Source organism: Leptospira langatensis (genome assembly GCF_004770615.1).
In the GTDB taxonomy this organism is placed as follows: Bacteria; Spirochaetota; Leptospiria; order Leptospirales; family Leptospiraceae; genus Leptospira_B; species Leptospira_B langatensis.
In genome coordinates this window covers 15,057-27,411 of sequence record NZ_RQER01000007.1, presented here as the reverse complement: position 1 = coordinate 27,411, position 12,355 = coordinate 15,057, and the positions used below count along the sequence as shown (strand labels likewise).

Sequence of the window (12,355 nt, the reverse complement as noted above, 5' to 3'; positions counted from 1 at the left end):
ACGTTAATTATATCGTTCGTTCTTCAATATTACAGTTTTGAGCGTTATTTCAAATTGAAAATAAATCGCATATGACATGATAAATCTCAATTTTTTGCGTGACCTCTTGAAAATAATTTTTCAATCTGCTCGTCTTTCTATAGGATTCATTTTCCCGAATGAGCACTTATACCAGAAAATTAAACGAACCTGGAGAAGGGATGCCCGCCCTTTACAATTTGGAGTAAATAATTATGTTCCGTGGAAATTGGCCGAAGCGCATGTCCGCTCTTTTGACCGGGCTCGTGATCCTCCTATGCTGCGAAGATATCTTCGCATTGGACTTTGTTCGTCTGAAGAATGGCCAGATCATTCGCGGTAAGATCGTATTAGAAGACGATGAGAAAGTCTTGATTGCGGAGAACGAGGACTTCGTTCGTTTTTTAGATAAAGAGTTCGTAGCTCAAGTGAGTTACGAAAAGGGAAAACCGACTCCTACAGCTCCGGCACAACCGGCATTAGCCGCCGAGAAGAAGACTCCTCCTGGCAGAGTCTCCGACATTCCTCAATCTCATGTGGAGACTTCTCCTCCCAATATGTATGGGCCAAGTGGTGGTGCGACGAATGGTAACGGAGCGGCTGCAGATACGAACATAGAAGTGATCCACGAGGTGGTGACGGACTTTATTTGGCGGGGACTCAGTTTCTCCGGTGAGATCGCGAACAGAAGGGATAACGAAAGCTATAAGGCGATGACATTCGTTCCTTCTTATCAACCGACTGTTACGCTCAATACTCCTTTAAAAGGCCTTCAAGTGCAGTTCTGGGGGAATTTTCAGTTAACCGAAAGAAACGATCGGGACAATGACGGAAGATTCCAGCAATATCCAGGAGGTCCGGGACCTGCATATCCTGGGCAAGGAGCTGCCGGTTCACTCAGCCCCTTCTCCGCACCTAGTCCTGATACGTTAAACGCTGCTTGTCCTTACGACACTCAGTCCAATCTAATCTCCGGGGTCCATAGTCTCGGCTCTACTTGCGGTGGGAATACTCCAGGCTTCAAGAAAGAACAGAACGGTATGAAAAGATCGGACGGTCTCTTCTATGCATTCTATTATAATTTCGACAAGACGAGTTGGGGAACTTTTACTGCGGGGATCTGGTTTTATAATACATTCCAGAAGAGCACTGCGTATCTTTCTCCCGCGTTAGGCGCGTTTAATTCGCAGGCGGAGCAAGGAATTGCAGGTGCGAATAATCCTTCTACTCAGATCACTCGACTCGCATGGCAGGAATACTTCTTCTTTTGGAAACTTCCTTTCTTACAATGGGCGAGCCCAACGATCTCCTTTTATACCCAATTCTCCCAAGAGAACGCGGGTTTAATGGCGGGAAAGAATTACCTCTCCTTAACTGTAGGACACGAATTTTTTCAGGATAAGTTCTTCCGTATTCTTCCGCAGATCAATGTAGGTTATGCGATGAGTAATAATATCGTGGATAACAGGAACGGGATCCAGGATGTCACCTCCACCATAACTTTCTTCTTCGGGAAATTCTTCTTCAAGGCTGCGAATATCTGGAGACCGAATCTGTACATGTACGATACGGATAATTATTACGGAGCCACAGGTGGCTACGTAAACGCAAACAATCGGGACAACAAGATCGTAGATCCTTCCAAGGTGAACGGTCCGGTGAACCAACTCGTATTGGATTATATCAACGGCTCTTCTCTCTCCGATCAAATGAAGCAGGCGGTCCGGGATTCGTACTTATTACAGAAGATACCTGCGCACCTTTTTTGGTTTAGCATAGGATTCAGCCAAAGCTTTTAAACCCGTAGGTTACAAATATGAGCATTCGATTCAGAATTTCCCTTTATCTCTCTATCGTATTGATATCTGGATCCTTGATCTTAACGGCGATCAATTCCACAGCCTCGTATTTTGGGCTGAAGTCCCAAGTGGAAATCGGGTCCAAGATGGCAGGGGAAAGATATGCTTACGAAGTTAAGGATTTCTTAAACCTGGCGCTCGGGTCCCTGAGAGGAATGCAGTATCTTTTAGAGACCTCTCGGCCTGGTCGAGATGAAACGGTAGAAGCCCTAAAGAAGCTTGCCGAATCGAACAAATATTATTTTGGGACCTGGGTCGTATTCGAACCGAATGCATTCGACGGAAGGGATGCGGGATTTAAGAACAAGACCTATCACGATGCTACAGGAAGGTTTGTTCCTTATGCGAATAAATCCAAGGGCGCAATTACTATAGAGCCTGTAATCTATTATGATAACCTGGATGAATCAGGAGGATTTTATAATATTCCGAAAAAGAGCCAGAAGGATTTTATCGCGGACCCATTCGATTATCCTGTAGGTGGGACACATGTACTCATGGTCTCTCTTGTTAAACCGGTGATGAGAGGAGGACAATTTTCCGGAGTAGTCGGGATGGATCTCGCCATGCAAAACTTGCAAGAACTACTCGGTCCAATTCGCCCATTCAGAGGGGAAGGGTACTTAACTCTTATCTCACCGAACGGTACATACGCCGCGAACGGAAAAGATCCCTCTCTGGTAGGGAAAGCCATTCCCGACAAAGAATGGTTAAAAGAAGTATCGGAAGGAATGGCCAAAGGAGTTCCTTTCTCTTTGAGATCCGGAGGAGAAGGGCACCATTTCTTTCCGTTTATATTAGGCAATTATGATAAATCGTGGGCAGTGGAAGTATCTATCCCTGATTCGATCTTTTGGTCGGACCTAAGAGGAGTGATCCTGCAGACAATCCTGTCCTCTCTTGTGATCATGGTATTGATCTTAGTGATCTTGAATTTGATCTTCAATCGATTGATCACGTCGGGCCTACTAGAAGCGATTGGCTTCTCGGAGAAGATAGCGGACGGAGATCTGACTGCTTCGGCGGAGATCCAAAGAGAAGATGAGATCGGTAAACTTTTGAAGTCTATGGATACGATGAAGGGAAACCTTTCCAAGATCATTTTGGATATCAAGACCTCTTCTACCAAACTCAATCAGACGTCGGATAAGATGGCGGAGTCCTCTCGGAATTTCTCGGATGTAGCACAGACCCAAGCCTCTGCTGCAGAAGAGTCGTCGGCAGCGGTGGAAGAATTGGCAGCTTCTGCAGACAATGTACGTCATTCTATGGAGAAGGCGATAGAGAACATGAAGGAGATCGACTCGAATGTGGTCTTGCTTCGCGAGCAGATTGGTACGATCAATAACGAGATGCAGACCCTTTCTAAGGTGGCGTCTGAATCGCAAGAGAGAGCGATCACAGGTGAGAATGCGATGGGCGCGACGAACCAAGCGATGGATGAGATAGGAGAGAGTGCAAGTCGTATCAACGAGATCCTGTCTATCATCACAGAGATCTCGGAGAAGACGAACCTACTCGCATTGAACGCAGCGATCGAGGCGGCGAGAGCAGGGGAAGCCGGCAAAGGCTTTGCGGTAGTAGCCGAAGAGATCGGTAAGCTTGCTTCTCAAACCTCCAGTTCCGTGCAGGAGATCGGTGAACTTGTGGATTCCACGAACAATGCAGTCCATAACGGAAACACGAAGGTGAAGGAAGCAAGTGAGATCCTTCGTAAACTAAGGACAAGTGTGGATTCTTTCGGATTATCTGCGAAGAAGGTCTTGGATTCGGTGAGCACCCAGGAGAAGAACACTCAGGACATCCACCAGTCCGCGACTTTCCTCATGAATTTCAGTTTGCAGATAGAAGAAGCAGTGCAGGAACAGAAGCGTGCTACGGATGAGATCACTAAGACCATTCTTTCCATTTCCGAAGGCACCCAGGAGGTTGCTTCCGGAGCGGATGATCTTACTTCTTATTCCGGGGAAATGCACGGTCAATCCGAAGGTCTCTTACGATCCGTGGATAAGTTCAAGCTATAGATCTCAGAATGAAGGCGATCTAAGGATCGGCTTCCGTTCTGGATCATTCTATTTTTCTAATATTTCTCTGATCTGTTCCCTTTGTTTTTCCAGAGCAGGCTTTGCGATCCCATTTTCCATTTGGAACAAGACCTTCTTACCATCTTTGATTTGCAAGATCCAAGGGCGTTTTTCGAGAATAACATGTACATAAGAAACGAAGCTTTCCGCAAAGAAGTCGTCCGCATTGGCGGCTGCATATAGAGTAGGGAAGGGAGTCTTTTCTAAGACCGGATAGATCTTCTCCCATTCTTTGTCCAAGGAGATCGAACCAGAATAGAAATGGATCCTGTTCCGGATCGGAAAGACGGAATCGTCCATATACGAAACCTTCTCCGATCTCCAGATCTGAGAATAGAAGGGAAAGTTTTCATAAGAACGGATCGGATCCGAAAAGCTCGGACCTATGTTTTCCGTTGCGGAAAGAATGTGACCTATCTCATGCAACAATATATAGCGAAGAGCGTTGTTCTTAGTATTCGTTTGGTCCGATTCGATCCGGATCTGGACAGAGAGTCTTCCTTTCATATACGTTGAGTTCTCTTTATAGCTGATCCATTCGTTTGCTTTTCGATCTAAGATCTTTGCATCTAACAAAATGAAACCACCTTTGGTGTTTCCCTTTTCTCTTACGAACCCGCTAAGAGCAGAACCGCCCAGATCTTCGCAGACATAGATCCTGAATAATTTCTTTTTTAAGAGGGATTGGATCGGCTCCGGTTCGGCTTCCAAGGTCTTGATCACTTCTATCTTAAATGCTTGGAAGTTGCGAGAAGGGATCGGGGAATCTTCGAAGCCGTCTATTTTATTTAAACCCAAGACATAGTTCTTGGAAGGGGCATCCAAATCGTAGATCCTAGATCCCCAATCGGAACCCAAGCCGACATAGTTCTCCATTTTAGAGAGAGGAGAACGAGTCATTAAGTCTGCATAAGGATTTGGATCTCCTTCTTTCGGCTTGCAATCGGTGAAAAGAGAGAAGGCGAGTATAAATACGCCAAACAATCGACACAATTTGATCTTTGTATTTGATAAGCGTTCGAAAAACATGCGGCATCATATCTTCCGAACTTGAGCGTGAAACGAAAGTATTTTTCTTTGCATTGCAAAAAACGAAAGAAGAGAAGTTGGGGTTATTGATTTGCTTTTCACACGGCTCTTGTAAGATTTGTGCCTGTTTCTTATGAAGACTGGGATTTATTCTCCGAGCCCCCCGGCAAAGAAAGAAGGCCTGAGCTTGATCAACATTTGCCTCTCTACTGGGCTTATGCTTTTCATTTCTCCCGCAATTCTCTCCGACGTGACGAATCCCTGGACTTTGAATCGCGACGAGAGGATCATCAATCGTAAGCATGTTTCTCAGATCGTTTTGGAAACCCGACCAAGCGGATTTCGCTTAACTTTTCTTGTTAATGAAAGATTTCCTTACAACTATAAGGCTCAATCTTTTGCTTTGTATTATTCCGATATTAGGAATGCAAAGGAAGGTTTGGAATTAGCGGAGAAGTTGGATCGGTATTTGAATTCAGGTTATAATATGAAAATCCGGATCAACGGATCCGAAATTATTGAAATTATCTTAGATGAATCAATCCGGTAAAAAAGCAACAGGCATCCTGAATCCTCTGGCCTTCTTGGAAAGAGAGTTTAATTATAGGGAAGTCAGCGCCTGGAAGGACTTCGTACGAATCGATCAGTCGTTTATCCGACTGGCATTCGTTCTGCACTTTCTGGTATATTTCTTGTTACTCATACCCGAGATCAGGGACTCTCCTCGAGGAGGCATCTACTTCGGTTTTATTTTAAGCCTGAACATACTCAGTTTAGTCCTATCTTTTCAAAGGAAGTATCTTCCCGCAGTCATTCATGGAACGAATGTCACGATCACCTTCTTGATTATGATGGTGCTGAACGAATCGTTCTATTCTTTCGACGATCTGCATAGTTTACAATTATATAATAACTATTTCTTATTGGTCGGATTTCTGGTATTGTTCCAAATGTTCCGACTAAAAGTAAAGGGTTGTTTACTGACTGCATTCTACTCGATAGTCCTACATCTTGGATTCACTTATTTCAAATTGAAGGATGGGCCTATTCCGGGATTTCCTTTGGTACTTCTGGTCCCGGATGCGGTCTATTTGATCATGAGCCTGATCGGGATCACGATCGTAGTCATTGTGAGAAGGTTAGTCCATATTTCTTCCGAGTTGGATTCAGATTACAGGTTCTTGCAGCATGAATTGCAGATCGCAAGAAAAGTACAGGAGACCTTATTTCCGGAAGATATCAGTATCAAAGGATTTAAATACGAGATCTATCGCTCCACACCCAATGAGATCGGAGGAGATTTCTACGATTTCATTCAATTGAGGGAAGGAAATACCGGAGTGTTCCTGACGGATATCGCGGGACATGGGATCGCCTCTGCGTTAGTCGCTTCTTTCATTAAGATCATGGTCGCGACCATGCCGTATCGATTAAAATTACATCCCGTGCGGCTCTTGGAATATCTAGACGAGACCCTTCTCCGACAATTCAAATCCCATCATGCTTCCGCTGTGTATATCTTCTTCGATTTTATTTCCAAGGAGATCCATTTTGCGAACGGCGGTCATCCCTATCTAATGCATTCCCAAAATGGAAATGAGTTTAGGGAAATCGAAACAACCGGAAGTATCTTGGGTTTCGGGATCAAGAGACCGATCGCAGAGCTTGTTTCTCTTCCGATCCTTTCGGGAGAAAGGCTTTTCCTCTATACGGACGGACTCATAGAGAATCGAAATCCCCAAGGAAAACAGCTTGGAAGCGAAGGCCTTTTGGAAATCCTGAACAGAAACAGCCGTATATCGGACTTAAAACAGTTTAAGGATGCCATTCAAATGGAACTATTCGCTTTCTTTGGAGATGCGGAGTTCGAGGATGACACCCTCTTCCTGATCATAGAGATGGAGTAACAGAAAATGAGCGAATCATTGGTACAAATCAAAAAAGAAGGTGCGATCGCAATACTGGAGATCAACAGGCCTTCCGCGTTGAACGCATTGAACGAAGAGGTCCTGACTGAACTTCGATCTTCTTTTCAAGACTTGGAAAAGGAAGCCGAGATCAGAGTCGTCATTATCACAGGACAGGGAAAGGCATTCGTGGCAGGCGCTGACATCGCTAAGATGAAGGATCTGGACGCAAACGGAGCGGAGAAATTCGCATCTCTCGGCCAAGGAGCCTTTGACACGATCCAGAATAGCCGTTTGATCTCCATTGCTGCAGTGAACGGATTTGCATTGGGAGGAGGATTGGAACTCACTCTCGCCTGCGATATCAGAGTAGGATCAGAAAAAGCTAAATTAGGATTACCTGAAGTATCTCTAGGACTTATCCCTGGATTCGGAGGCACCCAAAGACTTTCCAGGCTCGTCGGATACGGAAGAGCTGCAGAGCTTATCTTTACGGGGGATATGATCTCCGCAGAAGAAGCCTATCGTATCGGACTACTGAATAAACTGGTGAAAGAAGGAGAGGATCTTCTCGAAGTAGCCAAGACCATTGCGGGATCCATATTGAAAAAAGGACCAAAAGCGGTCCAAATCGCAAAACGAGTCATCTTAGAAGGACTGGATACCCAATTCTCCAAAGGCCAAGAGCTGGAGAAGAAAGAATTCTCAAACTTATTCTCCGGAACAGAATCCAAGGAAGGAATGGGTGCCTTCTTGGAAAAAAGACCTCCTAAATTCTAAACTCAGATGAAGTCCCTCAAGCTTTCTCTTTTATTTGGATGTTTCCTTCTTCCTTGGGCAGGTTGGGGAGAATACAATTCTCCTCTCTACTTGGAGAAGACTACGATCTATGTGGGAGAACATCCTTTGCTCGTAGAAGTTGCCAATACGGAGGAGAGCAGACAAAGAGGGCTCATGTTCCGCAAGAAGTTGGGAGAGAATGAAGGAATGCTATTCATCTTTCCGAGCGAAGACCATCTTACCTTTTGGATGAAGAACACTCTTATTCCTCTTAGCATCGGTTATTTCAACAAGGACAAGAGAATGACGGACACATTCGAGATGCTTCCGAACCAGACCAAGACATTATATCATTCTAGCGAAAGAGTGATGTACGCTGTCGAGGCGAATAAGGGCTGGTTTGCTAAGCATAACCTTGGCAAATTCTCAGTCTTAAAAGTGGAAAGTCGGTTTGTAGGAAAGTAGTGGGACGGGATGAAGAAAGATTCGCCCCGTATGCCGAGGCGAATCGTCAGGAATTAAAGGGTTCCTGCAGCTTTCAATTCTAGATCTTCAAGAGTCTTAGCTTCTACTACTTTAGAAGATTTTAATTTACCTTGTTCGGTCAATTTCAAGATTACTTGGGATCCTACAGTTTGAGAAGTCACAGCGACTTCGGAAAGTTTCCCTTCTTTTTCTACAAAGAATTTGCCCGGCTGAGCACGGAATGCAGTTAAGGTCTCTGACTTTCCTTCTTTAGAAACTGCGGTCAGGTCCAATCTTGCTCCGAAGTTTGAATAAATTAGAGTCAGTTTTTCTCCCTCTTTCTCGAAGGATTTAGCGAATTTGCCTTCTTGGTCGTATTCGTTCAATCCTACAGGGTTGCTTCCGGACCAGAACTCGATCAGGTTGAATAGAAGGAAATCGATAAAACCACCGATCGCCATTAGGAATCCGAAAGGAATATAGAACAGGATAGTTTTCACGATCTTAGCGAGAAGTCCGCCGCCTACGTTGATCCCATCATTCGCATTGTAGAATACTCTGACTAGAGCGAATTTACCGAAGCAATTTGCCAAGGAACCGAAAGTGATCCCGACTAGCATCACTGAGAGGACGATTTTTTTTAGGACATTTTTAGCCATTTAGAAAAGAACTCCTTATCGAAGAATCGAATGCGAAACTACGAATATAAGAAGGAAAAAAACTTGCAAGAGAATTCCTTTTTGAGTCGCTCAAGGCTTCCAAAATCTTGACAGAAGAGCGAAAATCGATGCACGAGAATCCCTTGACCTAGTTACAGTCCCGGGATTTTTGGATGGAAAGATTGGTTTAAGATCGGGTTGATCTTAAACCGGTACCCAAGGGAACATACAATTGATCTTTCCCACACTGGAATTCTTCCTCTTCTTCTCCTTTGTCTTTTTAGTTCACTGGTATCTATTACCTTTCCTTTTTCCGAACCACGAGACCCGCAAGAAAGCAGTCCATATTTTCCTACTGCTCATGAGCTATATCTTCTACATGAGCTGGAACTGGAAGTTCGGCGGACTCATTCTTCTCTCTACTGTTATCGATTTTGTCCTCGCAGATCTGATCCATGAATCCAAGAGCCCAAGAGCTAAAAAATGGATGATTGTGACGAGTCTCGTATTGAACCTAGTCTTCATTTTAGGATTCTTTAAATATTACGATTTTCTAAGTCATAATCTGAATTCCCTTTTACAGTATTTGGGAATGCCGGGGCTCTTTCCTATCCTGAAGATAGTGCTACCTGTGGGAGTTTCCTTCTATACTTTTCAGAGTTTGAGTTATACGATCGATGTGTACAGGGGAGTCATCCCTTCCGAAAAGAATTTCATTCGATTTGCACTCTTCGTTTCCTTCTTCCCTCAATTAGTGGCGGGACCCATCGTCACCGCTAAAAGCTTTCTTCCCCAATTGCAAACGGAGAAGAGGCTGGAAGATATCCCGTTCCGAAAGGCGATACGTTATTTTCTCTTGGGATATTTTAAGAAGGTTATACTCTCCGACAATATATCCCCCATTTCAGATCTGATCTTTCAGGACCCGACTGCGTATTCAACGGGGGCACTCTGGCTGGCTGCACTCCTTTTCTGGGTGCAGGTATACTGCGATTTTAGCGGATACACGGACATGGCCTATGCAACGGCACTTCTTCTCGGCTATGAGCTCCCCGAAAACTTTAGGATGCCATATATCTCTCAATCCGTTACGGAGCACTGGAGAAGGTGGCATATCACTCTTTCTTCTTGGCTGAGAGATTACGTCTATATCTCCTTAGGCGGGAATCGAGCCGGAAAATTCCGACATAGATTCAATGTATGGTTTACCATGTTCGTAGCGGGGATCTGGCATGGGGCCAACTGGACCTTCTTTGTTTGGGGATCCATACAAGGCGGATTCTTAATGATAGAGTCTATGCTAAAAGAATGGAAGGCTCAATTCTTTCCGGATCTACATGTTTCCCCTTTCTGGGAGAAGGTGCTGACTCCCACTCGGATCCTCTATGCGAGCATCGTCTGTATCACGTTTGGCGTTATCTTTAGAGCGGCGAACCTGGATCTGGCCTTCCAGTTCATACACGGAATGTATTCCTACCAAGCAGGCGACCTAAGACCATATATGTTGAAGCAGGGAGTTCCTGCGATTCTCGCAGTGATCCTCGGACATTATCTGGGTTGGCTGATCTTCGAGAAGGGAAAGCAGTTCCGTATACCGGTCTGGTTGGAATTTTCCCTCTACCCGATACTCGTGCTTGTCTTCGCAATTCTCAGTCCGGACGGAGAGATCCCTTTCATCTACTTTGATTTCTAAAAAAGGGAAAAGGCTGGACACTCATAGATTTCGATTCTACCTTGAACCCCAAAATTCATGAGCGATTTCGACCACAAGCCTAGGAGTCCTAGATTCTATCCTAGGGACTTCAACGAATATATTGTGCAAGTGGATTCGGGACTCATCACTCTAGAAGGAAAGCTAGGGAATATCTCTGAGTCCGGGATCTGCGTTCTCATGAGCGGGGAAGATCTTGCCAATTCTATCGTGGTCGAGGGTTCCGTGATCGAAAGAAAGACCGGAAAACGATTGGAATTTCTCGGCGATGTAGTCTGGAAGATCCCGAAAAAGATCGAGTCCAAGCAAAGGTTTCTCTATGGGATCCGATTTCGGAATCCGCTCGAGCTCACGGAATCCCTCATCTTGATCAACCTTTCTCTCGAAGGTTAAGCGACTGTTCTTTTTCCATTTGCGAGCTCGCGGAAGCCACTTCGCTTATACGATTCTCCTTTCTTGGCTCTTCCCGCAAGGACGCTCCAAAAGCTTATTTTTATTGCAAAGACCGCTAAAACCCCATCCTATGTCGTTAAAGGGTTCTAATGATAGAAACTGACAACCCACATCGCAAGCAAACTGTCCGAGACAAAGAGATCCAACTCCTAAAACAGATCAAGGAAGGGGATGATAAGGCATATATAGAGCTAACCGGGCCGTATAGAGAAAGATTATATCGAAAGGCAGTCTCCATGGTCAAGGACGGGGACGACGCCGAGGACATAGTCCAGGATGCCCTTATTTCAGGTTATAGATCCATTCGGAATTTCCGGGCAGAATCCGGAGTATACACCTGGCTGTACCGGATCGTAGTAAACAAGTCCAAGGACCTTCTGGCCAAGAGAAAGAGAGCCAGGGAGAACTCCATGGACGATTCCGAGTTCCAGGTGACGGATGATAGGATCAGCTTTGAAAAAAAAGTAGAACTTTCCGACGAGAGTAACTATCTAATCAACAAAATCAACGAACTCGAGGATATATATAAAGAGGTCATCGAGCTCCGGTATTTCGAGGAAATGTCTTATTCGCAAATTGCGGAAATCCTCGGAACCAATATCGGAACAGTTAAAAGCCGGCTCTTCAAGGCAAAGGAATTTCTGAAGCATCTCATCATGAAGGATGGGAAGGGCGAAGGCTTTTTTAGGTAAGTAAGGTATGGAAAAACAAGTCAGTAAACAACCAAGTGTAGGCGCAAAGTTCGGGATCGGCGCACTCTTCCAAAAGGAAGATGCGGATCACGTTAAACTCGAAAACTCTCTAGTTCGCGCAGTCTCCGAATTCAGATCCAAGGAAATGCAAAGCGTCCGCCTTTCTTCCGATTTCGATATTCGTCTTCAGAACCTTCTCAAAGACGTTAGCGTGGAAGAAGAGACCGCTTGGTCCAAACTCTCCCGCAATTTTGTATGGAATCGCAATTTCCAATATTCATTGAGTGCGGCTCTCGCCGTTCTCGTTCTCGCGGTCACCGTGGGACGCTTCTCTTCCTCAAATGAGACGAGCGTCGCGGAAAGGTCCGGAACTCTGTCCCTCGGAACGGATAAGGAGTTCATCGACCTTCCTTCCTCCGCAAGAGTAGACGCCGACCTCAATTCTCCTTACCTCTCCGAAATCTCCAAAAACCCCCAAGCAAAGAAAACTCTTTCCTCCCTGGAACAGTATTTTATCGAAAAGGGAGATTACAGGACCGCTCAGGAGATCCGCCAGGTTTTGGATTCTTCCAGCAAATAAGATCTTTCTGAAGATTTTAGATCCTAGGCTCGAAAGAAAAGGCCCCGCGTTCAACGGGGCTTTTTTATTTTATATCGATAACCGATTGCGGATCACTTAGAAAAGAGCGAATCAGAAA

At 45.0% G+C, this 12,355-nt stretch carries 12 protein-coding genes; 10 read left to right on the top strand and 2 right to left on the bottom strand.

Annotation, left to right across the window (positions count from 1 at the left end; translation table 11 throughout):
• Positions 1–260: 260 nt before the first annotated feature.
• Positions 261–1,817 (top strand): LA_0442/LA_0875 N-terminal domain-containing protein, encoded by a 1,557-nt coding sequence (locus tag EHO57_RS11930; protein WP_135643401.1) that lies wholly within the window; start codon positions 261–263, stop codon positions 1,815–1,817.
• Between the two features lie 17 nt (positions 1,818–1,834).
• Positions 1,835–3,901 (top strand): methyl-accepting chemotaxis protein, encoded by a 2,067-nt coding sequence (locus EHO57_RS11925; protein ID WP_135643399.1) that lies wholly within the window; start codon positions 1,835–1,837, stop codon positions 3,899–3,901.
• A gap of 48 nt (positions 3,902–3,949) precedes the next feature.
• Here EHO57_RS11925 and EHO57_RS11920 read toward each other — a convergent pair whose 3' ends face one another.
• The gene (locus EHO57_RS11920; protein WP_246050671.1) at positions 3,950–4,945 is read right to left on the bottom strand and encodes a hypothetical protein; all 996 of its coding nucleotides are present in this window, start codon (positions 4,943–4,945) and stop codon (positions 3,950–3,952) included.
• A 262-nt stretch (positions 4,946–5,207) separates the two neighbouring features.
• Here EHO57_RS11920 and EHO57_RS11915 point away from each other — a divergent pair, with 262 nt between their 5' ends.
• Genes EHO57_RS11915 through EHO57_RS11900 form a run of 4 tightly spaced genes read left to right on the top strand, consistent with a single transcriptional unit; the run spans position 5,208 to position 8,142 of the window.
• The gene (locus EHO57_RS11915; protein WP_135643725.1) at positions 5,208–5,540 is read left to right on the top strand and encodes a hypothetical protein; all 333 of its coding nucleotides are present in this window, start codon (positions 5,208–5,210) and stop codon (positions 5,538–5,540) included.
• The gene (locus EHO57_RS11910; protein WP_135643397.1) at positions 5,524–6,897 is read left to right on the top strand and encodes a PP2C family protein-serine/threonine phosphatase; all 1,374 of its coding nucleotides are present in this window, start codon (positions 5,524–5,526) and stop codon (positions 6,895–6,897) included. Before EHO57_RS11915 ends, EHO57_RS11910 begins: the two co-directional genes overlap by 17 nt.
• 6 nt (positions 6,898–6,903) lie before the next feature.
• Positions 6,904–7,677, top strand: a complete 774-nt coding sequence (locus EHO57_RS11905; protein ID WP_135643395.1) for an enoyl-CoA hydratase/isomerase family protein — start codon at positions 6,904–6,906, stop codon at positions 7,675–7,677.
• A 6-nt stretch (positions 7,678–7,683) separates the two neighbouring features.
• Positions 7,684–8,142: a DUF192 domain-containing protein gene (locus EHO57_RS11900; protein WP_135643393.1), complete on the top strand. Its 459-nt coding sequence runs from the start codon at positions 7,684–7,686 to the stop codon at positions 8,140–8,142.
• Positions 8,143–8,195: 53 nt separating this feature from the next.
• On the opposite strand, the gene EHO57_RS11895 is transcribed toward EHO57_RS11900, so the two are convergent.
• Positions 8,196–8,801: a DUF3332 family protein gene (locus tag EHO57_RS11895; RefSeq protein ID WP_135643390.1), complete on the bottom strand. Its 606-nt coding sequence runs from the start codon at positions 8,799–8,801 to the stop codon at positions 8,196–8,198.
• Positions 8,802–9,033: 232 nt separating this feature from the next.
• Between EHO57_RS11895 and EHO57_RS11890 the strand changes: the two genes are divergently transcribed.
• The 4 genes from EHO57_RS11890 to EHO57_RS11875 all read left to right on the top strand — a co-directional run bounded on the left by EHO57_RS11890 (position 9,034) and on the right by EHO57_RS11875 (position 12,237).
• Positions 9,034–10,494, top strand: a complete 1,461-nt coding sequence (locus EHO57_RS11890; protein WP_135643389.1) for an MBOAT family O-acyltransferase — start codon at positions 9,034–9,036, stop codon at positions 10,492–10,494.
• A gap of 57 nt (positions 10,495–10,551) precedes the next feature.
• A complete protein-coding gene (locus EHO57_RS11885) occupies positions 10,552–10,905 on the top strand; it encodes a PilZ domain-containing protein (protein ID WP_135643386.1) in 354 nt (117 codons plus the stop codon).
• 149 nt (positions 10,906–11,054) lie between these two features.
• On the top strand, positions 11,055–11,657 hold the full coding sequence (locus EHO57_RS11880) for an RNA polymerase sigma factor (protein ID WP_135643384.1): 603 nt from the start codon (positions 11,055–11,057) through the stop codon (positions 11,655–11,657).
• Positions 11,658–11,664: 7 nt separating this feature from the next.
• Complete coding sequence (locus EHO57_RS11875; RefSeq protein WP_135643382.1) at positions 11,665–12,237, top strand: LIMLP_12425 family protein; 573 nt, start codon at positions 11,665–11,667, stop codon at positions 12,235–12,237.
• Positions 12,238–12,355: the final 118 nt, after the last annotated feature.